A 22,965-nucleotide genomic window follows, 5' to 3' on the forward strand; every position below is an offset into this window, starting at 1 on the left:
GAGCTCGGCGTGTCGAACCAAGGACCGGATCAACCGTTATTCAGACAGTCCCCCGACGACCGGCTGGCTTTCAACACTCGGTAGGCATTCATGTGGACCAGGTCGCTGGCGGCACCAGCGGTGGACTGTCCGTCGCCTATCCGTCGCGCAGCGGTCGACGGCCGGTGTCCGAGGGAGCTACGAGACCGCGGTAGTGCGTGGCGATCTCGCCCGGTGTGGTGAACCAGACGCCGTCGCTGTTGTCGAGCATGTGTTGCAGGGCGGACCGGAACCGGCGAAGTCGGTAGGGCTGTCCGGTGAGAAACGTGTGCAGAGAGATCGCGAGCACTACGGGTTGGTGAGCCGAGTTCTCCTTCAGTTCGTCGAAACTGTCGATTATGTTGCGCTCGAACGTCGCTGCGGTCTGGTGATGGTGAACGAACACCGGAAGGTCGTTCACCTCGTGCGGGTACGGAACGCTGAGCAACGGGCCACCGCGGGTCTTCAGCCAGACCGGCTGATCATCGATGGGCCAGTCCAAGGTGTATTCGTATCCGCGTTCGGCGAGCAGGTCCTCGGTCACTCGGCTGGGGTTGGCGCCGGGGCTCATCCAACCCCGAGGTGGTGCTCCCTCGTGGCGCTCGATGGCGGTCGTCACCTCGTCGATCGAGCGTCGTTCGGCTTCCTCGACTTGATCGTTCGGTTGCACGGCGTTCGTTCGTCCGTGCGCGACGACCTCTGCATCGAGGGCGCGGAAGGCGTCGATCAGCTGCGGAGCATGCTCGTACACCTCGGTGTTGACGAGCAGCGTCGGGCGAACTCCACTCCGGTGCAACGTCTCTGCGATCCGGAAGCCGCCGACGCGGTTGCCGTACTCGCGCCAACCCCAGTTGTAGGTGTTCGGCTGATCCATCCCGGGTGTGTAGCCCAGCCCTGGCCCTCCGTCGTCGTATGGAAAGTGTTCGCAGTTGACTGCCACGTACACCGCGAGGCGCGCCCCACCCGGCCACTCGAACTGTGGGCGATCGCCGATGGGGGAGTAGTCGAAGCGGCCATGAGAAGCGAGGGGCATGGCGCCGGTATTGCCCATGGTCGATCAGCGCAAACTGTGGTGCCAGCTTGTCTGCGGTCGCCGAGTCGGAGCCACTGCTGCAGCCGGCTGAGGTGAACGCGTGGATCACCACGACTGCGCATGCGGCCCCACGAACACCGACGGCAGGGATTGTCATCGGCCCTCTTTCCTCTGCTTCGATGCAGCATTCGTGTGGCTAAAGCAGGTCGAACCGACCGGATCGTAGAACCGAGACAGTGGAAATGGCTTGGAAAGCGGTGCGCGCAGTCCAGTCGACTTTCCGATCAACCGGTGAGATCCAGACCGGCTGCTTCCCGAATCAAACTTAAAGTCAGGCTGGACCGTTTGTTGATTTAGCGCTACTGTGCAAAGTGTGACTACCGACACAGGGCTCGACGACTCAGCGCCCACCGAGCGCCGGACGCAGGCCGAACGCACCGCGGGCACTCGGGCGAAGCTGCTCGACGCCGCGATCGATTGCCTGGTCGAACTGGGCTTCGCCAAGACCAGCACCCAGGAGATCGCGCGGCGTGCCGGTGTCTCGCGGGGAGCGCAGCTGCACCACTTCCCGACCAAGGAATCCTTGCTGATCGCGGCCGTCGAGCATCTCGTCGATCGTCGTCTCTCGGAGATCCTCGAAGCCGAACCGGACCCCGAGCGGGGACCCGAGATCCTCGCCGACGCATTCTCCGGGCCCCTGTTCTACGCCGCGCTCGAGCTCTGGGTGGCTGCCCGTACCGACCCGGCGCTGCACGAGGCGATGATCCCCTTGGAGCGGCGCGTCGCCGAGGCCATTCAGGGCGGTGCCCAGATCGTCATGGGTAGCCGGATGTCCCCCGAATCCATCGAGCTCAGTGTCGAACTCGCCCGCGGGCTGGCCGTCTCGGCGCTGTTCCGCACTCCCGAAGCCGACGCGCAGCTGCGCGGGCGGCTCCTTCCCGTCTGGTCCGAAAAGGTGATGGATTCGTGAACGCAACTCTCCCCGAACAGCTCGACGTGCTGGTGGTCGGAGCCGGCTTCGCAGGCCTGGCCGCGGTGGCGAAGATCCTCGCCGCCGACCCGACCGCCGACGTGACCGTCATCGAGCGCGCGTCCGACGTGGGTGGCACGTGGCGAGACAACACCTACCCGGGGTGTGCATGCGACGTGCCGACCTCGCTGTACTCGTTCTCGTTCGCCCCGAGCCCCAAGTGGAGTCACACCTTCGCGCGTCAGCCCGAATTGTTCGACTACCTGCGTTCGGTGGTGGATCGTCTGGACCTGAACGATCGCATCGTCACGAACTGTGAATTGCAGTCCGCGACCTGGGACGAGGTGAACAAGCGTTGGTCGGTGCAGACGTCGCAGGGTTCGGCGAGCGCGCGTGTTCTGATTGCTGCCACCGGGGCGTTGTCCACTCCGAAGATCCCGGACGTCCCCGGCATCGACACGTTCTCGGGCACCGTGTTCCATTCCGCGACCTGGAATCACGAGCACGACCTCACCGGCGAGCGGGTCGCCGTGATCGGCACCGGGGCGTCTGCGGTGCAGTTCGTCCCCGAGATCGTCGACCGGGCCGAGCGGCTCACCGTCTTCCAGCGCACCCCCGCGTGGGTGATTCCGCGCCTGGACCGCACCATCGGCCGGCTCGAGCGCACGCTGTACGAGCGAATCCCTCTGGCGCACCGCGCGGTTCGCGGTGTCATCTACGGCTATCGCGAGGCCTATGTGACCGTGCTGGCGGACAACCCGTGGCTGCTGCCCGCGGTGAAGGTGTTCGCGAAATCGAATCTGAAGCGCCAGGTCAAGAACCCGGTGAAACGTGCGGCGCTGACTCCCGACTACGCGCCCGGCTGCAAAAGGCTTCTGCTGTCCAATGATTGGCTGCCGACTCTGGACCGGCCGGACGTCGATCTCGTCACGTCGGGGCTGACGTCGGTGACCGAGAACGGCGTCGTCGACGCCTCGGGCCGCAACCACGAGGTGGACACCATCATCTTCGCGACGGGGTTCACCCCCACCGAGCCGCCGGTGTCGCATCTGTTGCGTGGCAACGACGGTCGGACGCTCGCGGAGCACTGGGGCGGCAGCCCGCAGGCGCATCTCGGCACCACCGTCGCCGGCTTCCCGAACCTGTTCCTGATGTACGGCCCCAACACCAACCTCGGGCACAGTTCCATCGTCTACATGCTCGAGTCGCAGGCCAACTACGTGGTGTCCGCGCTGCGCGCGATGAAGGATCGCAGGATCGCGGCCGTGGAGGTCAACGAATCCGCTCAGCGGCAACACAATTCGTGGGTCGATTCCGCGCTCGACGGCACCGTGTGGAATGCCGGCGGGTGCTCGAGCTGGTACCTCGACGCCAACGGCCGCAATTCCACGATGTGGCCCACCTACACATTCCGGTTCCGCAACAAGACGCGCGAGTTCGACGTGCTGAATTATCGGCTCGTCTCCGACGCTCTCGACTCAGACAACGAGGTGGTATCCGCATGAGCGACTACGACGTATTGATCATCGGCTCCGGTTTCGGCGGCAGCGTTGCTGCGTTGCGGGCGGTCGAGAAGGGGTACCGCGTGGCGGTTCTCGAGTCCGGTCGACGGTTCGAGGACGACGAGCTGCCGAAGACCAGCTGGCGGTTGCGCAAGTATCTGTGGGCTCCGGCGTTGGGTTGCTATGGGGTGCAACGTATCCACCTGCTGCCCGATGTGCTGGTGATGGCCGGTGCGGGCGTCGGCGGCGGTTCGCTGAACTACGCGAACACGCTGTATCAACCCCCGGCGAAGTTCTTCGAGGACCCGCAGTGGGGTTCGATCACCGATTGGCAGCGCGAGCTGAATCCGTACTACGACCAGGCCCGCCGGATGCTCGGCGTCGAGACCAACCCGACCATCACCGCCTCGGACAAGGTGATGAAAGAGGTGGCCGAGGACATGGGGGTGGGGGACACGTTCACCTCGACCCCGGTGGGCGTCTACTTCGGAGATCGCGGCCGCACCGCGCCCGACCCGTTCTTCGGCGGTGCCGGGCCCGAGCGCACCGGCTGCACCGAATGCGGAGCGTGCATGACCGGCTGCCGCGTCGGCGCGAAGAACACCCTCGTCAAGAACTACCTGTACCTCGCCGAACACGCAGGCGCGCATGTTCTTCCGTTGACCACCGTCGTGGACGTGCGGCCGAACGGCGCGGGCTACGACGTGGTGACGCGTCGGACCGGTGGCAAGCTGCGTCGCAAGGAGAAGACGATCACCGCCGATCAGGTGATCTTCTCGGCCGGCACCTACGGCACTCAGAAGCTGATGCTCGCGGCCAAGGAGAAGGGCTCGCTGCCGAGACTGTCGGACAAGATCGGCTCGTTGGTGCGCACCAATTCCGAGGCCGTGCTCGCCGCGACCGCTCGCGGCCGTGAGGTCGACTACCACGAGGGCGTGGCCATCACGTCGTCGTTCCACCCGGACGATCACACGCACATCGAGCCGGTGCGATACGGCAAGGGCAGCAACGCAATCGGCCTGCTGCAGACCGTGCTCAGCGACGGCGGCGGCAAGATGCCGCGCGTACTCAAGACCCTCGGCGTCGCACTGCGTCACCCCGGCGCTGCCGTTCGGAGCCTGTCGGTGCATCGTTGGTCGGAGCGAACCGTCATCGCGTTGGTGATGCAGACCGACGACAACTCCCTCGAGCTCGGATCGAAGAAGGGGCCGTTCGGGCGTCGCCTCACCAGCAGGCCCGGCGCGGGTGATCCACCGCCGCAGTGGATTCCGCAGGGGCACGAGGCGATTCGCCTGCTCGCGGACAAGATCGGCGGTGACCCGGGCGGGTCGATCGCCGAGATCGTCAACATTCCGATGACCGCGCACTTCCTCGGTGGCTGCGCGATCGGTGACTCGCCGCAGACCGGCGTGATCGACGGTTACCAGCGGGTCTACGGCTACGAGGGATTGCACGTGCTCGACGGTTCTGCCGTCAGCGCCAACCTCGGCGTCAATCCGTCCCTGACGATCACGGCCCAGGCCGAGCGAGCAATGGCGTTGTGGCCCAACAAGGGTGAGCCCGATCGGCGACCCGCGGTGGGCTCGGGCTATCAGGAGATCGCACCCACTCAGCCCGTGCAGCCGGTGGTGCCGGTGTCGGCACCGGGCGCCCTGCGGCTTCCCCTGACCGTCGTGGGGAGGGATTCCTGATGTGGAGTGTCACCGAATCCGATACCGATCGCACCGACTGGCCGGTCAGTCCGGCAGCGCCGTGGCCGGCGAACGTGCGGGCCACGATCTGGTGGCATCGGGCCCGTTCGTCGGACTTCGCACCTGTCGGTGCCAAGACGTTGCCGATCACGATGGCGATGGTCGTCGACTACGTCACCTCACCGGTCGGCCCGTACCGCGAGATCCTGGCGAGCCCGGTGCTGCGCCGCGACGTCGGACGCGTTCCGCGGATGGCGGTGCCGTTCATCGCCGTCGATTCCGCGACTTCGGTCCACGGCGGCCGGACCAACTGGCACCTGCCCAAGGTGCTGGCCGAGTTCGAGGGTGACGTGCTGGGCGAGGCCGGGGCGAGCGGCGACGAATGGTCGGTGCGGACGACGTCCCGCGCCGTGGGACCGCAGTTCCCGATGCTCGGTTCCCTCGGTTTCGCGCAGCCGGTGTCGGGCGGGTCGGCCATCGCCACCGCCACCGCAAGCCTGAAGGGCAGGGCCAGGTTGGCCCGCGTCGAGGTGGACGCGAAAGGCCCGACGCTGAGTCGCTGGATGCCGTCGGGCACGTATTTCGGGTTGCAGATCGTGTCGGGGTCGATGCGAACGGGTGAAGCGCGCCTGGTCGGATAGCCGCTGGCCGCTTTTCTTGACTTAGTCCAGATTAGGGGCATACTGGAGTACATGCAGCTCACCGAACGCGTCGACCCCGCAGCGCAGCTGCGCTCGGTCGGTCTGCGCGTCACCGGACCCCGGGTTGCAGTTCTGAATGCGGTCACAGCCCGACCGCATTCGGACGCCGACGACATCGCTGCCGCGGTCCGGGAGGACGGTGGTTCGGTGTCCACTCAGGCCGTGTACGACGTGCTCAGGGCCTGCGTCGATGCCGGTTTGCTCCGTCGCATCGAACCCGCCGGCTCGGCGGCGCTGTACGAGAGCCGGACGGCGGACAATCACCACCACCTCGTGTGCCGAGAGTGCCGCGTGGTGGCCGATGTCGATTGCGCCGTCGGAGCGCCGCCGTGTCTCGTACCCGAGGACACGCACGGATTCGTCGTCGACGAGGCCGAGATCGTGTTCTGGGGTTTGTGCGGCGACTGCACGAGGCATTCCGTCTGACACTGCGGTCCAGCGTACGGCCGCTCGGTTTCACAGCTTTGTCGAAGAGCAGCCCTCTTCGGACTCTATTCAGCCCTTCAGGAGGCTTCGTATGACCAAGCCGATCAGCAACAAGCCGACCACCAGCAACTCGGGAATCCCCGTCCCCAGCGACGATCAGTCGCTGACCGCCGGGACGCAGGGACCGATTCTGCTGCACGACCACTACCTCATCGAGAAGATGGCGCAGTTCAACCGCGAGCGGGTCCCGGAGCGCGTCGTGCACGCCAAGGGCGCAGGCGCGTTCGGCGAACTCGAGATCACCGGAGACATCAGCAAGTACACCAAGGCGAAGGCGTTGCAGCCCGGTGCCAAGACCGAGATGTTGGCGCGCTTCTCCACCGTCGCCGGCGAGCAGGGTAGCCCCGACACCTGGCGTGACCCGCGCGGATTCTCGCTGAAGTTCTACACCGAGGAAGGCAACTGGGACCTGGTCGGCAACAACACCCCGATCTTCTTCGTCAAGGACCCGATCAAGTTCCAGGACTTCATCCGTAGCCAGAAGCGCATGCCCGACTCCGGTCTGCGCGACAACAACATGCAGTGGGACTTCTGGACCCTCTCGCCCGAGTCGGCGCACCAGGTGACGTGGCTCATGGGCGACCGGGGTATCCCCAAGTCGTTCCGCCACATGGACGGGTTCGGTTCGCACACGTACCAGCTCATCGCCGAGGACGGCACGAAGACCTGGGTCAAGTTCCACTTCAAGACCGATCAGGGCATCGACTACCTGACGCAGGACAAGGCGGACGAGGTTGCGGGTACGTCCCCCGATCATCACCGTCAGGACCTCTTCGGATCCATCAAGAACGGCGACTTCCCCAGCTGGACCCTCAAGGTGCAGCTCATGCCGTACGACGAGGCCGAGAACTACAAGTACAACCCGTTCGACCTCACCAAGGTCTGGTCGCAGAAGGACTACCCGTTGATCGAGGTCGGCAAGATGACCTTGAACCGCAACCCGGAGAACTTCTTCGCGCAGATCGAGCAGAGCTCGTTCGAGCCGTCCAACACCGTGCCCGGCATCGGCTTCAGCCCCGACAAGATGCTGCTCGGCCGCGTCTTCTCCTACGCCGACGCGCACCGGTACCGCATCGGAGCGAACTACGCGCAGCTGCCGGTCAACGCCCCGAAGTCCGAGGTCAACTCGTACTCCAAGGACGGCAACATGCGGTACTCGTTCAACTCCCCTGAGACGCCCGTCTACGCGCCGAACTCGTTCGGCGGCCCGTCGGCGGACACGAACAAGTACGGCGACGACGGAGCATGGGACTTCGAGCCCCGCTTCGTGCGCACCGGGTACATCGAGCACCCCGAGGACGGCGACTTCGTGCAAGCGGGAGCCCTGGTCCGCGAGGTCATGGACGACGCGCAGCGCGAGCGCCTCGTCGGGAACATCGTCGGGCACGTCCTCAACGGCGTCAGCGAGCCCGTTCTGAGCCGGGTGTTCGAGTACTGGACCAACGTCGATCCCGAGCTCGGTAAGAAGGTCGAGGAAGGCGTTCGGTCGCAGCAGAACGAGACCGCACCGACCACGGGTGCAGGCGCAATCGACGATCCTGCCGACGAAGCAGCCAAGGTCTGATGTTGGGATCGGCGTCACAGCGGATGTGACGCCGATCCGGAACAACGCGGGTCGACCTGCCGTTGTGCAGTACAGACGAAAGAACAATAATGGTGTGCGATGCATACCGTCGTCCAACGGCAGGGAGGCCACATCATGACGAACCCCATCACCAGCACCCTCGACGCAGGCCAGCAGAAGATTGCCGGCGACGCGCTTCAGGGAACCGTGGTCGATCTCATCGACCTTTCGCTCATCGCCAAGCAGGCGCACTGGAACGTGATCGGCAAGAACTTCCGGTCGGTGCACCTCGAGCTCGACGAGTTGGTCACGGCCGCACGTGAATTCACCGATCAGGCCGCCGAGCGCGCCACGGCTATCGGCGTCAGCCCCGACGGCCGCGCAGCCACCGTCTCCTCGACGGCAGGAACCAAGGGCTTCGGTGCCGGATGGACCAAGGACAGCGAAGTCGTCCCGGCGGTCGTCGACAACCTCGCCGCGGTCGTGGAGCGTCTTCGCGGACGCATCGCCGACACCGGCGAAGCCGATCCGGTGACCCAGGACCTGCTCATCGGCATCACGGCTCGGCTCGAGCAGCTGCACTGGATGTGGCAGGCCCAGGCCAGCTGACGTTTATCTACCCGACAGGCCCCTCGTGTACAGCGGGGGGCCTGTTGTTTGCCTGCACCACCCCCGGGTATCCGAAAATCATGCCTGTTTCCAAGCCGACGGTCGACGCGGTCCTGCTCGACATCGACGGCACCCTCGTCGATTCCAACTACGTGCACGTCGACGCGTGGTCGCGCGCGTTTCGTGAGGCCGGTGGTTCCGTTCCTTCCTGGCGTGTTCACCGCTGCATCGGGATGGACGGGTCGAAGCTGCTCGAGACGCTCGTCGGGTCCTCGGACAGCGCGCTTGCCCACGAAGCGAAGACGCTGCACGGCGAGTACTACGCTGCTGCGTCGGCGGATCTCGAAGTGCTGCCGGGTGCCCGTGAACTGTTGGCGGACTTGAACTCTCGCGGCATCACCGTGGTGCTTGCGACCTCGGCTCCGGAGAGCGAGTTGTCGACGTTGCGCGACCTGCTCGACGTCGAGGACTCCGTTGCCGTGGTGACCAGCGGTGAGGACGCCGACGTAGCCAAGCCCGAGCCCGACATCGTTGCGGTTGCACTCGAACGGGCCGGCGTCGAGGCATCAAAGGCGGTGATGGTCGGCGACAGCGTCTGGGACATCGAGTCGGCCGGTCGCGCGGGTGTATGCGCCATCGGTGTTCGCAGTGGCGGCATCTCACGTGGGGAGTTGCTCGACGCGGGGGCGGTAGCAGTGTTCGACGACCCCGCCGATCTGCTCGCCAACATCGAGGACAGTCCCTTCTACTCCGATGAAAAGGCAAGTGCTTGAGCGAGTTCCGCAAGCCGCACCCCAGGGTCGACGGTTATGTCCCCATCGAGAGCTACGGCGCCATCGGTGACGGCCGCACCGTGGCGATGATCGCCGACGACGGCCGGATCGATTGGTTTCCGGTTCCGAACCTCGATTCGCCGCCGCCGTTCGCAGCGTTGCTCGACGCGGGGAACGGCGGATACATCCAGCTGACGCCGCTGGAGGAGTTCACCGTCCAGCGTGAATTCGTCCCTGGGACAAATGTGCTGAGCACGACGTTCCGTACCGACACCGGCACCGTTCGAGTCACCGACTCGCTGAACACCGGTGTCGCCGGGCGTCTTCCGTGGGTGGAGTTGGCCCGCCGCGTCGAGGGTCTCGACGGCACCGTCGAGCTGTCGTGGTCCGTGGCACCGGGCACCATGCTCGGCATCGCGTCGCCGTGGGCGTACGACACCGAGCACGGCACCGTGTTGCGGGTCGACGGATTGACCCTGGCCGTGCGGACTCTGGGCATCGAGGAGGTGCACGTCGCGGACCGCGACATCGGTGGTGTCTTCACCACCCACCCGGATTCTCGGCATGTGCTGGGCGTCGTGGGCACGGAGAACGAGCCGCTGCCGCTGCCCGATCCGCAGCACCTCGACGAGGGGATCGACCGCACGATCGCCAACTGGCGCGTGTGGTCCGACGAGTTCTCGTACCAGGGACCGTGGGCGGAGCATGTGGCGCGGAGCGCGCTGGCTCTGAAGTTGTTGCTGCACAGCCCCTCCGGTGCCATCGCCGCCGCTGCCACCACCTCTCTGCCCGAGAACAGGACCGGTGGCAAGAACTGGGACTACCGCTACGCGTGGGTGCGCGACGCCGCGTACACCATCCGTGCGCTGCAACGGTTCGGCCTTCGCGAGGAGATCCATGCTGCAGTGGCGTGGCTGCTGAAAGTGATCCGAGTCAACGATCCGTTGGTGAATGTCTTCTACACCCTCTGTGGTGAACTACCCGGTGGCACGGAACAACCCGACGTTCCCGGCTGGCGAGGCATCGGGCCGGTGGTCAACGGCAACGCTGCCGCGGATCAGCTGCAGCTGATGATCTTCGGTGACCTGTTCTCGATCATCCGCCAGTACGTCGACGCGGGGAACATCCTGGACGCGCAGACGGGGCGCCTGCTGGCCGCCATCGCCGACGAGGCCTGCGATTCTTGGCAGCGCAAGGACGCCGGGATCTGGGAGCTCGAGGACGAACAGCACTACACCAGCTCCAAGCTCGGTTGCTGGCAGGCGCTGGACTGTGCCGTGCACCTGGCAGAAGCAGGCGAGATCCCGGGCATACCGGATCGATGGAAGGCCGAGAAGGAACGCATCCGGCTCTACATCGAGACCGAGTGTTGGTCGGACGAGCGGCAGGCCTACCTCGCGTACCCGGGTGCCGACGGTCTCGATGCGTCGGTACTGCTCGCGGCCGAGATGGATTTCGATCGGGGAGAACGTCTTTCGTCCACCATCGATGCGCTCGTCGAAGAACTCGGTGCCGGTCCGTTGATGTACCGCTACAGCGGGGTCTCGAAGGAAGAGGTGACCTTCGTGGCCTGCGCGTTCTGGCGAGTGTCGGCGCTGTCCTGCGTCGGCCGAGACGACGAAGCCGCAGCTCTGATGGACCAACTGGTGGAGCTGTCCAACGACGTCGGTTTGTACAGCGAAATGATCGATGCTTCGGATGGATCGTTTCTGGGTAACTTCCCACAAGGCTTGAGCCACCTGGCCCTGGTGAATGCGGCGCTGACCATTGCGCGCTCGCACGACGCCACAGCCTGACCGCAATCTCATACACAAGGTGGAATTCGATGGATTTGGGAATCAACGGTAGGACAGCACTGGTCACCGGAGCAGACTCCGGTATCGGCTGGCACACCGCGAAAATGCTGCTGGCCGAGGGTGTTCGCGTCGTGGTCAGCGACAAGGATCAGACCTCGCTCGACGAGGCCGCAGCGAAACTCGGCGCAGCGGAGGGGCAGTTGTTCGCGTTCGCCGCGGACGTGACCGACACCGACGCGGTCGAGGACCTGGCAGCACGGACGCAGCAGGTAGTGGGCGACATCGACATTCTCGTCCAGTCCTCCGGAGTGACCGGAGCGCAGGGGCTGTTCCACGAGATCGACGAGGAGGGGTGGCGTTCCACCCTCGACATCGACCTGATGGGACCGGTCCGGCTGCTGCGAGCATTTCTGCCCGCACTCCGCCGCGGTGGCTGGGGACGCATCGTGTTGCTGACCTCCGAGGACGCCGTGCAGCCGTACGACGACGAATTGGCCTACTGCGCAGCCAAAGCCGGCGTGCTGGCCCTCGCCAAGGGGCTCTCGCGTAGCTATGCGTCCGAGGGACTGCTGGTCAATGCGGTCTCTCCCGCGTTCATTCACACCCCGATGACCGACGCGATGATGGACAAGCGCGCCGAGGAGAAGGGAACCGACCGCGACGGTGCCATCGAGAGCTTCCTCGACGAGGAGCGTCCGTACATGGAGCTCGGACGCCGTGGCGAACCCGAGGAAGTCGCCTCGGTGATCACGTTCCTGTGCTCGGACCGCGCGTCCTTCGTCAACGGATCGAACTACCGAGTCGACGCCGGTTCCGTCGCAACTATCTAGGAGACACGCATGACCAATTTCGGATACACCTTGATGACCGAGCAGAGCGGCCCGAAAGAGCTGGTGCAGTACGCAGTCGGTGCCGAGAGAGTCGGCTTCGACTTCGAGGTCGCCAGCGATCACTACTCGCCGTGGCTGTCCTCCATGGGGCACTCGCCGTACGCCTGGACGACATTGGGCGCGGTGGCTCAGGCCACCGAACGCGTCGAGCTCATGACGTACGTGACATGCCCGATCATCCGGTATCACCCGGCCGTCGTCGCGCAGAAGGCCGCGACGATGCAGATCCTGGCCGACGGCCGCTTCACCCTCGGCCTCGGCAGCGGTGAGAACCTCAACGAGCACGTCGTCGGCGAGGGCTGGCCGTCCATCGACAAGCGGCAGGACATGTTCGTCGAGGCGCTCGAGATCATCAGGGCATTGCACGCCGGTGGCTTGGTCACCTACGACGGCAAGCACTTTCGCGTCGACTCCGCCCGGATCTGGGACCTGCCCGAGGGCGGCGTGCCCATCGGCATCGCAGCCGGTGGCGAGAAGGCCGTCGCGCGATTCGCCGAGTACGGCGATCACCTCATCGCCACCGAGCCCGACGCCGATCTCGTCAAGGCATGGTCGGACAACCACGAGGGCCCGGCGCGGTCCATCGGACAGATCCCGATCTCCTGGGATCCGGACAAGGACGCGGCCGTCGATCGCGCGCACGATCGCTTCCGCTGGTTCGCGGGCGGTTGGGCCGTCAACGCCGATCTGCCGACGACGGCTGGATTCGCCGGAGCGACCAAGTTCGTACGCAAAGAGGATGTGGCCGACACGATTCCGTGTGGACCGGACCTGGACGCCATCGTCGAGGCCGTGAAGCCGTACTGGGAGGCCGGGTACACCGACATCGCACTCGTGCAGGTGGGCGACGAGACCCAGGAGCGCTTCCTCGCCGAGGCCGCCGGCCCGCTGTTGGAGAAACTGCGCGCTGCGTCCAGCTGACTCGACGTGTCACGAGGCCCCGATCGAGAGCATTCGGTCGGGGCCTCGAGCTGTCACTGGACGTGAATGTCCTTGCGGTCGAGTGCCCTGCCTGCCGATGCGACAACCGAGAAAGTGAGCAGTGCCGTGGCCGTCAGGACCGACAGTGCGGCCCCGGTGGTGAGCGAACACGAGTCACCGAAAGTTCCGGAGGTCAACTGGGTTGCGCGAGTGGCCAGGGCATAGGGCAGCACGAAGATCGCCCCGGTCACCTCGGCGGTGAGGAGGAACACCGATGTACCGGCCCCGACGAGAGCGATGGCAATCGGCACCGCGAACGACCTGACAGCCATCGACAGAGCGGAGTGCAGTGCCGCGACCGGTAGTGACCCCACCACTATCAGCGCACCGGTCGCGAAGAGCTCGGAGGGGAGCGCTCCGTCGAGCGCGAACACCACCTTGCCGAGAACAACGACGGCTGCCAGCATGACGATGTTCATGGCCGCGGTCAGTGTTGCCACCACAGCCGTCTTGACGATCACGATGCGCGCCGACGGAACCGGCCCACTCATCAGTGCATTCCAATTCCCGCCTCGGTGTTCAAATCTCCAAACCAGTGATGCCAGTACCGCAACTCCGAGTGCGAGTGGGAACAGGCCCCAGAACACGACTGTGCGCAACCACAATGTGCGCCATCCCTCTGCCAACTCTGCGCCCGACGCGATCGTGTTGAACGTTCCGACCCCCGCGATGATCAGCGGCAGGAGAACGACGACCGCCCATGCCTGCGAGCGCCTGAGCTTGATCATTTCGGCCGAGAACGCATTCATGCTCGTACCTCCTGTCGATCGAGTCGAACGGTCATGAACCAGAACGACACTGCCCCGGCAACTGCGAGGGCGGCGATGCTGGCGTAGGACGGGTTCAGCGTCACCACTTGTTCGCCTCGGTAGTCGGCGGCAGACGCCAAGGAGTAGTAGCCCCACGGCGTCAGGTGTGCTGCCCAGGAGGGAAATCCGGAGGCGCAGATCGCGATGACGGTACCCACGATGCCGATTCCCAGCGCGACCAGTTGGTTGTCCAGACGCGCTGAGATCAGCAGGTGCACAGCGAGTATCACGAGGTTGGTCGTCACCGCCGCCGCCGTGTAGCCCAACCACAGGTCGGCAGGCAAGGTTTGGGTCACTCCGACTGCGATTCCCAGAAATACACCTCCAGCACTGGCCGCCACCGTCGCGCCGGCAACGACGAGGCCCGTCGAGACGAGCTTCGCGCGCACGAGGGCTCCGCGGCCGGCTCCATTGGTCCGGTTCAGCAGCCAGCCGTTGGATTGGTGCTCGACTTCCATTGTGCGGCTGGCCATCACGGCGAGCAGCAGCGGGGATGCGACGGGGACGGCAAGGGACAGCCCGGCCAGTAGCAGCGCCCAGGAGACCGTGCTCGAATCCTTCGACGCTGTTGCGGTGATAGCGCCGACGAAGGTCAACCCGACGATTGCGGCGACCAACACAGCGGCGATCGCGCCGATGTGCAGGTGCCTGAGTTTGGCGAACTCGTTGCGTACGGTCGTCACAATCGGCCACCCTTCGTCAGATTCATGAATACGTCTTCGAGCGACTGATCGTCGCGCCGAACGCCGTAGACGCCTGCGTTCGCGCCGACGAGTTCTGCCACCACCTGTGCGGCACCTCGATCGTCGATGCCGGACAGTCTCAGCGTGTGATCCTCGATCTCGACCGAAATGCGCTGTTGCAGAACAGAATGCGCACAAGTTGGATCGATGACGTCGATGAGTACATCCGGAGTGGCGGCGGCGAACAGCTCGTCGCGGGTGCCTTGGAAGATCAAGCGCCCCTGGCTCAGGATCCCCAGCATGTTCGCCGTCTTGTCGATCTCGCCGAGTAGATGGCTCGAGACCATCACTGTCACGCCGTGTTCGGCGAGATGGCGGAGCAGGCCGCGGATCTCTTCGATGCCTGCCGGGTCCAAGCCGTTGGTGGGCTCGTCCAGGATCAGAAGTCGTGGTTCGCGCGCGAGCGCCATCGCGATGCCCAGGCGCTGTTTCATCCCCAGTGAGTAGTTCTTCACCTTCTTGTCGAGGTGCTCCTGCAGCCGGACGGTGGCCACCGCCCGGTCGATCTGTTCGGCGTGCAATCCGAGCGAGCGTTGCACGATGCGAAGGTTTTCCGCACCCGTGAGATGGCCGTATCCGGGTGGAGCTTCGATGAGTGAACCGATGTGCGAGAGCACTCCGCGGCGGGTCTCGTGATTCATCGGCTTCCCGAGGATCTCCACCTCGCCGGAGGTCGGTCGGATCAGGGACAGCAACATTTTCATGGTCGTCGATTTGCCCGATCCGTTCGGACCGAGAAAGCCGTAGACGCAGCCCTCAGGAATGCGAAGGTTCACGTCGTCGACGACGGTATGGGTGTCGTAGCGCTTGCCGAGGCTGTGAGTTCTGACGATGTCCATGCCTCGACGGTCCCGCATTCGGCGGCGAGAATCGTCGGTCCCGAGTATGTCCGGTGTCCTACTCGGGTATGACTTGCCGCCGGGTGGCGTCGTTACGGAGCCAGGGTCGACAGATTCTTCGAGATGCTCGACGTCAGTGCTTTACCGACGATCGCGGCGAGGCCGGGGACGGGTGCATCGAATCCGATCGTGTAGTCGAGCTCGGTGCCGCCGTCGGCGGTGGGGGTGAACTTCTGCACGCCCCAGTGGCCGCGTAGCGGACCGCCCTTGGTGATGCGGTACTCGATCAGCGAATGGGGCTCGGAGGTGATCGTGGTTTCCTCGAACGCGGGAAGCGGACCCAGCTTCAGGCTGCGCGTCGACCCGACGCCGTTGCGGGAGGTGTCACCGTCCCGAACGCGGCCGATCTTCGCCATGAAGAGCGGGCCGAGGTTCTCGTGCTCCGACAACGCCGCGAAGACGACCTCGGGGGGAGAGACGAACCGGTGCTTGACGTGAACGCGGGTGGGGGTCGGCATGGGTCGTGAGATCCGTTCGCTCGGGGTCGACAGAGTCGACTCACAGTAGCCGTCCACCGCGTGAAAAAAGGGACCCATTCGATCGAATCGAATGGGTCCCTCTTCGTGGTCCAACTGTCGGGGTGGCGGGATTCGAACCCACGACCTCTTCGTCCCGAACGAAGCGCGCTACCAAGCTGCGCCACACCCCGTGTACCGCTGGAGAAGTCTAACTCACGACTGCCTCGGAACGCGAAACGCCCTCGTCGGAGACGTTTTTCGGACCCATTCTCGGGGCCGGAGTCAGCGTGATCAGGGTGGCCTCGGGGCGGCAGCAGAACCGGGCAGGCGCGTACGGCGACGTTCCGATGCCCGCGGAGACGTGCAGCTGGGTGTGCGCGCCCCACTTGGACGGGCCCTTGACCCGCGAACGGTCGATCTCGCAGTTCGTCACCAGCGCGCCGTAGAACGGGAGGCACAGCTGGCCGCCGTGGGTGTGCCCGGCGAGGACGAGGTCGTATCCGTCCTGAGCGAACTTGTCCAGCACTCGCGGCTCCGGGGAGTGCGTGATGCCCAGGCGCAGGTCTGCGAGCGGATTGGGCTGGCCGGCGATGGTGTCGTAGCGGTCGCGCTTCAGATGCGGGTCGTCGACGCCCGCCGACGCGATCCGTACCCCGGCCACCTCGAGCTCGCGACGCACATGCGTCACGTCGAGCCAGCCCCGCTCGGAGAACGCGGCCCGCAGGTCGCGCCACGGCAACGAGTCGCCGGTGGTGCGCTTGTGGTTCTTGTCGAAGTACTTGAACGGGTTCTTCGGCTTGGGCGCGAAGTAGTCGTTGCTACCGAACACGAACAGACCCGGCCGAGCCAGCAGCGGCCCCAACGCCTGCACGACGCTGGGCACGGCGCGCTGGTGCGAGAGATTGTCTCCGGTGTTGACGACCAGATCGGGTTCGAGGCGGTCCAGCTCACGCAACCAGTTCTGCTTCATCCGCTGTCCGGGCATCATGTGCAGGTCGCTGATGTGGAGCACGCGCAGCGTCGCCGAACCCGGCTCGAGCACCGCCATGGATGTCTCGCGCAGCGTGAACGCATTGCGTTCGATGAGTGTGGCGTATCCGAGACCCAACGCCGCCGCGCCCGCCGTTCCGATCACGGAACTCTTCAGCGGTGCTGCTCTGACGACGTCGCGCGCCTGCTCTGCAGCAGAGCGCAGTTGCGAGGACGCGCTGCGCAGTTGTGTGGAGGCACTGCGCAGTTGCGTCGACGTGCTGAGAAACGAGGGACTGAATTGTGCGGACACCTCATCCACGATACGGCAGCAACCGGATATGGACGTGCGAGCCGAGGACTGTGCCGCGTAGCGTTTCCGCCATGTCCGAACTCAAGGCCCGCCTCCGAACCGACCTCACCGCAGCGATGAAGGCGAAGGACAAGCTCCGCCTGGCAACGCTGCGCATGATTCTCGCCGCCATCCAGACCGAGGAGGTCTCCGGTAAGGAGGCCCACGATCTGACCGACGACGACGTTCTCAAAGTGCTTGCCAAGGAAGCGAAGAAGCGCGGCGAGTCAGCCGAGATCTACACGCAGAACGGCCGCGGCGAACTCGCTGCGAACGAGCGCGCCGAAGCGCAGATCATCGACGAGTACCTGCCAACGCCCTTGACCGACGAGGAATTGGCGAACATCGTCGACACCGCGATCGCGCAGGTCGCCGAAGACCTCGGGGAGCGACCGGCGATGAAGCAGATGGGTCAGGTCATGAAGATCGCGTCGGGACTCGCCGCAGGCAAGGCCGACGGATCGCGACTGTCGAAGGCTGTCAAAGACCGCCTGTGACAATCGATGTGAGTGGAACCTCGTAGTGGACTACGAGGTTCCACTCACATGCGGCGGAGCCGCTCAGCGAGGTGCCGTGATCCCGGGGATCGCCGGAATCTGGATGCCCGGCGGTAGGTCCGGGATCTGGATGTTCGGCAGCGCGGGTGCCGGAGCCGGCGCAGGTCGAACCGAACCGTCACTGACGTAGATCGTGATGTTCGACCCGGGGACCGCCGAACCCGACGGGGACGTCGACACCACGGTGCCGCGAGCCGCCTGGTCGGCCGTGGTTGCCACCGTCACCTGGAAGCCTGCGCCCTGCAACGTCGATGTTGCCGAAGACTGGCTCTGGCCGCTGACGTCGGGTACCTGGCCGTTGGCCGAGCCGCGGACGTACTTCTGGTCGACGGGTGGCAACGCGACGGGTCCGAAGTTGGTGGCGATCGGTGTCATGGCGTCGAACCACGTTCGAGCCGGCTCGTTACCGCCGTACAGGTTGCCCGAGCTGCATGGCCGCAGCGGGAACGAACAGATCTCGCTCGGCGTCGGTGAGTCACCGTACGTGTACACGGCGGCGGCGTAGTTGTTGGTGAACCCGAGGAAGCCGGACGACCTGTTCGACTCGGTGGTGCCGGTCTTGCCTGCCATCGGCAGGGTCCAGCCGGCGGAGCCGGCCGCTGCGGCGGATGTGCCGCCCGGCTGATCGTCCTTGCTCATGGCATTGGCGAGGGTGTTCGCCAGTCCGGGCTCGACGACCTGCTCACACGCCTGGTGAGCAACCGGAACGGGCTTACCGTCGCGGTCGAAGATCGAGTCGATGGGGGTGGGCGGGCACCACATGCCACCCGAGGCCAAGGTGGCAGCCACGTTGGACAGCTCCAGCGGGTTCACCCAGGTCGGTCCGAGGGTGAACGAGCCGAGATTCTGATCCTTCTGGAAATCGGCCATGGACTGGTCGGTGCCCGACGAGCCGGGGTCGTTGTACGACCGCAGGCCCAGGCGAACGGCCATGTCGACGGTCGGGGTGACGCCGACCGACTCGATCAGCTTGACGAAGGCGGTGTTGGGGGACTGCGCCAACGCGTCGGTGATGGACAGCGACGCCGGGTAGTTGCCCGCGTTCTCGACGCAGTAGGTCGCTGCCGGGCAGTTCCGTGCACCGCCGTCGCCGACGCCCTTGACCTCGACGCGCCTGGGCACCTGCAGCGTCGCGCTGGTTCCCAGTCCGCGCTCCATCGCCGCGGCGGTGGTGAAGATCTTGAAGATCGAGCCCGCACCGTTGCCGACCAGCGAGTGCGGCTGTGGCTGCACCGTCTCGTCGTCGTCGGCATTGAGGCCGTAGGTGCGGCTGCTGCCCATGGCGAGAACTCGGTGCTGGTCCTGGCCCGGTGCGACGACGTTCATGACGGTGGCGACGCCGTCGAGGTTCGGGCTGGTGTTCTCCACCAGAGCGGCCTTGGTGGAGTTCTGTACCGCGGGATCGAGCGTCGTGCGGATGAGGTACCCGCCCTTGTCGATCTGTTCCTGGCTGATTCCCGCCTCGGCCAGGTACTGCAGTGCGTAGTCGCAGAAGAATCCGCGATCGCCTGCCGCGATGCATCCGCGGGGCAGGGTCTGGGGAACGGGCAGCACGCCGAGCGGTTCGGACTTGAGCGCGGCGAGCTCGTCGGCGCGTTCGGGGAGGTTCTGGATCATCGTGTCGAGCACGGTGTTCCGGCGCTCGAGCACGCCCTCTTCGTTGGTGTACGGGTTGAGCGCCGAGCTGGACTGCACCATGCCTGCGAGCATCGCGGCCTGAACGGCGCTGAGCTGGCTCGCATCGATACCGAAGTAGGTCTGGGCGGCGTCCTGGATGCCGAAGGACGCGTTGCCGAACGGAACGAGGTTGAGGTACCGGGTGAGGATCTCGTCCTTGGTCAGTTCCTTGTCGAGCGTCAACGCCATGCGGATCTCGCGGATCTTGCGAGCGGGCGTCGTCTCGATGGCCGCTCGGCGCTCGGCGTCGGTCTTGGCCACCACGAGCAGCTGGTAGTTCTTCACGTACTGCTGATCGATGGTGGATGCGCCCTGCTCGACCTGTCCGCTGGTGGTGTTGGTCAGGAACGCTCGGAGCGTGCCCTGCCAGTCCACGCCCTGATGTTCGGCGAAGCGGCGGTCCTCGATCGAGACAATGGCGAGCTTCATCTCGTTGGAGATCTGGTCGCTCGGCACCTCGAATCGGCGCTGCTCGTACAGCCAGGCGATCGGCGTGCCGTTGACGTCCGTCATCGTCGAGACGGCAGGCACTGCGCCCTCGACCAACTCGGCCGAGACGTTGTCGACGGTATCGGCGGCGCGGTTGGAGGCGTACCCGAACCCACCGGCCAAGGGGAACATCACGCCGGCGAGCAATGCACCGGCGAGTGCTGAACATCCGGCGAGCTTCGCCACGGTTTTTCCAACTGACACAGAGCACAGCGTACGTGGGTGTGGCTCGGACCGGCAGAGGCCTGCAGGCGCCGTGTCTGCGCCCCTGCTCGGGACGGCCGTACCAGAAATGTGACCCCGCCGTCTTGCATTCGGGGCTCGCTTTACCTAAATTATGAGCACGGTGTGATTCGCATAACACTTGATAATGAATGTGGGGCAGCTCCTAGAATTTGTGCTTCGCCTGACGAGGTACAAACCGCTTCGAGCCTCCGGGACGTCCAGCGAGGACGTCCGCAACGCAAAGGGGTATCCGCATGCACTCGACAACCGCGCCGACGCGACTCGATGTAGAAGAAGCAGAGGCACGCATCGCCTGGGTGTCGCACGCCCGTTGCAAGGGCACTGACCCGGACCAGCTCTTCGTCCGGGGTGCAGCGCAGCGCAAGGCCGCAACCATCTGCCGGCACTGCCCGGTACTGATGCAGTGCGGTGCGGATGCCCTCGACAATCGAGTCGAGTTCGGTGTCTGGGGCGGCATGACGGAACGCCAGCGCAGGGCGCTGCTCAAGCAGCACCCCGAGGTCGACTCCTGGTCCGAGTTCTTCGAGACCCAGCGTCAGCAGCAAGCAGCCATCTAACCGCTTGCCGGGCAGGGCCGATTCAGCCTTTGCGAGTCAGCTGATCGGCCACTGCACGCAGCGCGGCGAGGTCGGAGACCTCGAACGGCAATGACGGAACACCGACGATGGGCACGCGGGGGTGCGCGCCGGTGAACCGGCGAAGCAACCGCACCTCACGCGCTGCCGTCACGGCGCGCTGAGCGTGGATCCGGAGGACAGCGGCGGTCAGATCCGCACCCGGGTCGTCGATCCGATCGAGTAGATCGGCCGCCGTCGCGGCGTGATCGGCCTGCACCGACGACAGCGTCGGGTGCGTCCGGTTCACCACCAACCCGGCCAGGGGCATCTTCTCCGCAGACAAGCGCTCGACGAAGAAGGCTGCCTCGCGCAGCGCGTCGGGTTCTGCGGCAGCGACGACGAGGAAGCTGGTGCCGTCCTCGCGAAGCAACTGGTAGGTACGCGTCGCCCGCTCGCGGAAGCCGCCGAACATGGAATCCAGTGATTGCACGAAAGCTGATGCGTCGGACAGCATTTGGCTACCGATCACCGTCGAGACGCCGCGCATGGCCAAGCTCATCGCGCTGGTGACCACGCGGGTGATGCCGCGGCCGGGAGCGGTGAGCAGCCGGATGAAACGGCCGTCGAGGAACGAGCCGAGTCGCTGCGGCGCATCGAGGAAGTCCAGTGCATTGCGCGACGGCGGAGTGTCCACCACGATCAGATCCCACGACGAGTCCAGGGACAACTGCCCCAACTTCTCCATCGCCATGTACTCCTGCGTGCCCGAAAACGACGACGCCACAGTCTGATAGAACGGATTGGCCAGCACCTGCTCGGCCTTCTCCGGCGTCGAGTGCTCGATGACCATCTCGTCGAACGTGCGTCGCATGTTCAGCATCATCGCGTGCAGTTCACCCTTGGCACCGGCACCCAACTTCACCGGCTGTGGGCTGTTGTCGAGATCGCCGAGACCGAGAGCCTGAGCCAGGCGACGGGCCGGATCGATCGTCAGCACCACCACCCGCCTGCCCTGCTCGGCAGCGCGCAGCGCCATCGCAGCCGCGGTGGTGGTCTTGCCGACTCCGCCGGCCCCGCAGACGACGACGATCCGCGACGTGGGATCGGTCAGGATGCGGTCGACATCGAGTTCGGTTGCTACTGGTCGAGTCATCGGACACCCTGTTCTGCAAGCTTGGCGGCGAGCTCGTACAAGCCGCCGAGATCGACACCATCGGCCAACATCGGCAGCGTCATCCGCGCGACGTCGAGTTCGTCGAGCGTGGTTGCGCTCTCCACCTGAGCCGAGAGCGTTGCCGCGTGCTCGATCGATTCGGTGAGCAACCCCGCGAAGTCCGCCTCGGACAACGTGATTCCGGTCTTGGCGAGACCGTCCTGAATGGCGACGGCATCGATCTCGCCCTCGGCGATGGCCTCGAGCGACTCGGCGGGCAGGTACGTCGGTTCGGTGCGATTGACGATGACCGCGCCGAGTCGAAGATCTGCCGCCTCTAGCTCACGCACCGCGTCGGCCGTCTCCTGCACCGGCAGTGCCTCGAGCAACGTCACCAGGTGTACGACGGTGTCGGCCGAGTGCAGCAACCGCACCACACCCTCGCTCTGCGAACGAACCGGTCCGCCCTTGGCCAGGTCGGCCATGGCCTTGGTGACGTCGAGGAAGTTTCCGATGCGTCCGGTCGGCGGCGAGTCGACGACGATCTCGTCGTAGGCCCGGTTGCCCTTCTTGTCGGTCCGCACCACACATTCCTTGACCTTGCCGGTCAGCAGCACGTCGCGCAGACCCGGTGCGATGGTCGTTGCGAATTCGATGGCACCGATCTTGCGCATCGCGCGGCCGGCGAAGCCGAGGTTGTAGAACATCTCGAGGTATTCGAGGAACGCGGTCTCGATGTCGATGGCCAGTGCGTAGACCTCGCCGCCGCCGTCCGCCGAGGCGACGCGTGTCTCCTTGGGCGGAAGCTGCGGCACGTCGAACAGCTGCGCGATGCCCTGCCTGCCCTCGACCTCCACCAGCAACACCCGTCGACCACCGGCTGCGAGCGCCAGTGCCAATGCGGCAGCGACCGTCGTCTTGCCGGTCCCGCCCTTACCGGATACGAAATGCAGCCGCGCGGCATCTGCCTTCGCCGGCCATCCCTCTTCGTTCGCTATGCCCACACCCCGACCATATAGAGGTCGTCCCCGGGCGTCCGACC

At 65.4% G+C, this 22,965-nt stretch carries 22 protein-coding genes and 1 tRNA gene; 13 read left to right on the top strand and 10 right to left on the bottom strand.

The window, feature by feature from the left end:
- Positions 1–136: 136 nt before the first annotated feature.
- Positions 137–1,069, bottom strand: coding sequence for a polysaccharide deacetylase family protein (locus QM590_RS22870; RefSeq protein WP_269596514.1), 933 nt, complete (start codon positions 1,067–1,069; stop codon positions 137–139).
- A 346-nt stretch (positions 1,070–1,415) separates the two neighbouring features.
- Here QM590_RS22870 and QM590_RS22875 point away from each other — a divergent pair, with 346 nt between their 5' ends.
- From QM590_RS22875 to QM590_RS22925, 11 genes are all read left to right on the top strand, one after another.
- On the top strand, positions 1,416–2,021 hold the full coding sequence (locus QM590_RS22875; RefSeq protein ID WP_373557629.1) for a TetR/AcrR family transcriptional regulator: 606 nt from the start codon (positions 1,416–1,418) through the stop codon (positions 2,019–2,021).
- On the top strand, positions 2,018–3,526 hold the full coding sequence (locus QM590_RS22880; protein WP_269596515.1) for a flavin-containing monooxygenase: 1,509 nt from the start codon (positions 2,018–2,020) through the stop codon (positions 3,524–3,526). The genes QM590_RS22875 and QM590_RS22880 overlap by 4 nt, the downstream gene beginning before the upstream one ends.
- On the top strand, positions 3,523–5,214 hold the full coding sequence (locus QM590_RS22885; RefSeq protein WP_068054039.1) for a GMC oxidoreductase: 1,692 nt from the start codon (positions 3,523–3,525) through the stop codon (positions 5,212–5,214). The genes QM590_RS22880 and QM590_RS22885 overlap by 4 nt, the downstream gene beginning before the upstream one ends.
- Positions 5,214–5,855, top strand: coding sequence for an acetoacetate decarboxylase family protein (locus QM590_RS22890; RefSeq protein ID WP_269596516.1), 642 nt, complete (start codon positions 5,214–5,216; stop codon positions 5,853–5,855). Before QM590_RS22885 ends, QM590_RS22890 begins: the two co-directional genes overlap by 1 nt.
- 51 nt (positions 5,856–5,906) lie before the next feature.
- The gene (locus QM590_RS22895; protein ID WP_269596517.1) at positions 5,907–6,341 is read left to right on the top strand and encodes a Fur family transcriptional regulator; all 435 of its coding nucleotides are present in this window, start codon (positions 5,907–5,909) and stop codon (positions 6,339–6,341) included.
- A gap of 91 nt (positions 6,342–6,432) precedes the next feature.
- Complete coding sequence (locus tag QM590_RS22900) at positions 6,433–7,965, top strand: catalase (RefSeq protein ID WP_269596518.1); 1,533 nt, start codon at positions 6,433–6,435, stop codon at positions 7,963–7,965.
- Positions 7,966–8,100: 135 nt separating this feature from the next.
- Entirely contained in the window at positions 8,101–8,574 is a 474-nt protein-coding gene (locus QM590_RS22905; protein ID WP_068054046.1) for a Dps family protein, read from the top strand.
- 80 nt (positions 8,575–8,654) lie between these two features.
- Entirely contained in the window at positions 8,655–9,347 is a 693-nt protein-coding gene (locus tag QM590_RS22910; RefSeq protein ID WP_269596519.1) for an HAD family hydrolase, read from the top strand.
- Complete coding sequence (locus QM590_RS22915; protein WP_269596520.1) at positions 9,344–11,143, top strand: glycoside hydrolase family 15 protein; 1,800 nt, start codon at positions 9,344–9,346, stop codon at positions 11,141–11,143. Before QM590_RS22910 ends, QM590_RS22915 begins: the two co-directional genes overlap by 4 nt.
- A 29-nt stretch (positions 11,144–11,172) precedes the next feature.
- A complete protein-coding gene (locus tag QM590_RS22920; protein WP_269596521.1) occupies positions 11,173–11,973 on the top strand; it encodes an SDR family NAD(P)-dependent oxidoreductase in 801 nt (266 codons plus the stop codon).
- Between the two features lie 9 nt (positions 11,974–11,982).
- Positions 11,983–12,954 carry an LLM class F420-dependent oxidoreductase gene (locus QM590_RS22925; RefSeq protein WP_149407292.1) on the top strand — a complete coding sequence of 324 codons (972 nt, stop codon included), beginning with the start codon at positions 11,983–11,985 and terminating at the stop codon, positions 12,952–12,954.
- Positions 12,955–13,007: 53 nt separating this feature from the next.
- Here the strand turns inward: QM590_RS22925 and QM590_RS22930 are convergent, their stop codons facing one another.
- The 6 genes from QM590_RS22930 to QM590_RS22955 form a co-directional block, all read right to left on the bottom strand.
- A complete protein-coding gene (locus tag QM590_RS22930; protein ID WP_269596522.1) occupies positions 13,008–13,763 on the bottom strand; it encodes an ABC transporter permease in 756 nt (251 codons plus the stop codon).
- Entirely contained in the window at positions 13,760–14,506 is a 747-nt protein-coding gene (locus QM590_RS22935) for an ABC transporter permease (RefSeq protein ID WP_269596523.1), read from the bottom strand. The genes QM590_RS22930 and QM590_RS22935 overlap by 4 nt, the downstream gene beginning before the upstream one ends.
- Entirely contained in the window at positions 14,503–15,405 is a 903-nt protein-coding gene (locus QM590_RS22940) for an ABC transporter ATP-binding protein (RefSeq protein ID WP_068054072.1), read from the bottom strand. The genes QM590_RS22935 and QM590_RS22940 overlap by 4 nt, the downstream gene beginning before the upstream one ends.
- A 92-nt stretch (positions 15,406–15,497) precedes the next feature.
- The gene (locus tag QM590_RS22945) at positions 15,498–15,923 is read right to left on the bottom strand and encodes an SRPBCC family protein (RefSeq protein ID WP_068054078.1); all 426 of its coding nucleotides are present in this window, start codon (positions 15,921–15,923) and stop codon (positions 15,498–15,500) included.
- Between the two features lie 117 nt (positions 15,924–16,040).
- Positions 16,041–16,114 (bottom strand) — tRNA-Pro (locus QM590_RS22950).
- A 17-nt stretch (positions 16,115–16,131) separates the two neighbouring features.
- Positions 16,132–17,070, bottom strand: coding sequence for a metallophosphoesterase (locus QM590_RS22955; RefSeq protein WP_269596531.1), 939 nt, complete (start codon positions 17,068–17,070; stop codon positions 16,132–16,134).
- Positions 17,071–17,276: 206 nt separating this feature from the next.
- On the opposite strand from QM590_RS22955, the gene QM590_RS22960 reads away from it, so the two are divergent.
- Positions 17,277–17,741, top strand: coding sequence for a GatB/YqeY domain-containing protein (locus QM590_RS22960; RefSeq protein ID WP_032395267.1), 465 nt, complete (start codon positions 17,277–17,279; stop codon positions 17,739–17,741).
- 63 nt (positions 17,742–17,804) lie between these two features.
- Here the strand turns inward: QM590_RS22960 and QM590_RS22965 are convergent, their stop codons facing one another.
- Positions 17,805–20,153, bottom strand: coding sequence for a penicillin-binding protein (locus QM590_RS22965; RefSeq protein WP_269596532.1), 2,349 nt, complete (start codon positions 20,151–20,153; stop codon positions 17,805–17,807).
- Positions 20,154–20,446: 293 nt separating this feature from the next.
- Here QM590_RS22965 and QM590_RS22970 point away from each other — a divergent pair, with 293 nt between their 5' ends.
- Positions 20,447–20,770, top strand: a complete 324-nt coding sequence (locus tag QM590_RS22970; RefSeq protein WP_269596524.1) for a WhiB family transcriptional regulator — start codon at positions 20,447–20,449, stop codon at positions 20,768–20,770.
- 22 nt (positions 20,771–20,792) lie between these two features.
- Here QM590_RS22970 and bagB read toward each other — a convergent pair whose 3' ends face one another.
- Both bagB and bagA read right to left on the bottom strand, forming a co-directional pair.
- Positions 20,793–21,923 carry an ATPase BagB gene (gene bagB, locus QM590_RS22975; protein ID WP_094638698.1) on the bottom strand — a complete coding sequence of 377 codons (1,131 nt, stop codon included), beginning with the start codon at positions 21,921–21,923 and terminating at the stop codon, positions 20,793–20,795.
- Positions 21,920–22,927 (bottom strand): ATPase BagA, encoded by a 1,008-nt coding sequence (bagA, locus tag QM590_RS22980; RefSeq protein ID WP_269596525.1) that lies wholly within the window; start codon positions 22,925–22,927, stop codon positions 21,920–21,922. The genes bagB and bagA overlap by 4 nt, the downstream gene beginning before the upstream one ends.
- Positions 22,928–22,965: the final 38 nt, after the last annotated feature.

The sequence above is a fragment of the Rhodococcus sp. IEGM 1372 genome, assembly GCF_030056835.1.
Classification (GTDB): Bacteria; Actinomycetota; Actinomycetes; order Mycobacteriales; family Mycobacteriaceae; genus Rhodococcoides.

Coding starts and splice junctions, on each gene's coding strand:
- QM590_RS22870 (WP_269596514.1), bottom strand. CDS start 1,069: ATGGGCAATACCGGCGCCATGCCCCTCGCTTCTCATGGCCGCTTCGAC.
- QM590_RS22885 (WP_068054039.1), top strand. CDS start 3,523: ATGAGCGACTACGACGTATTGATCATCGGCTCCGGTTTCGGCGGCAGC.
- QM590_RS22890 (WP_269596516.1), top strand. CDS start 5,214: ATGTGGAGTGTCACCGAATCCGATACCGATCGCACCGACTGGCCGGTC.
- QM590_RS22895 (WP_269596517.1), top strand. CDS start 5,907: ATGCAGCTCACCGAACGCGTCGACCCCGCAGCGCAGCTGCGCTCGGTC.
- QM590_RS22900 (WP_269596518.1), top strand. CDS start 6,433: ATGACCAAGCCGATCAGCAACAAGCCGACCACCAGCAACTCGGGAATC.
- QM590_RS22905 (WP_068054046.1), top strand. CDS start 8,101: ATGACGAACCCCATCACCAGCACCCTCGACGCAGGCCAGCAGAAGATT.
- QM590_RS22910 (WP_269596519.1), top strand. CDS start 8,655: ATGCCTGTTTCCAAGCCGACGGTCGACGCGGTCCTGCTCGACATCGAC.
- QM590_RS22920 (WP_269596521.1), top strand. CDS start 11,173: ATGGATTTGGGAATCAACGGTAGGACAGCACTGGTCACCGGAGCAGAC.
- QM590_RS22925 (WP_149407292.1), top strand. CDS start 11,983: ATGACCAATTTCGGATACACCTTGATGACCGAGCAGAGCGGCCCGAAA.
- QM590_RS22930 (WP_269596522.1), bottom strand. CDS start 13,763: ATGAATGCGTTCTCGGCCGAAATGATCAAGCTCAGGCGCTCGCAGGCA.
- QM590_RS22940 (WP_068054072.1), bottom strand. CDS start 15,405: ATGGACATCGTCAGAACTCACAGCCTCGGCAAGCGCTACGACACCCAT.
- QM590_RS22945 (WP_068054078.1), bottom strand. CDS start 15,923: ATGCCGACCCCCACCCGCGTTCACGTCAAGCACCGGTTCGTCTCTCCC.
- QM590_RS22960 (WP_032395267.1), top strand. CDS start 17,277: ATGTCCGAACTCAAGGCCCGCCTCCGAACCGACCTCACCGCAGCGATG.
- QM590_RS22970 (WP_269596524.1), top strand. CDS start 20,447: ATGCACTCGACAACCGCGCCGACGCGACTCGATGTAGAAGAAGCAGAG.
- bagB (WP_094638698.1), bottom strand. CDS start 21,923: ATGACTCGACCAGTAGCAACCGAACTCGATGTCGACCGCATCCTGACC.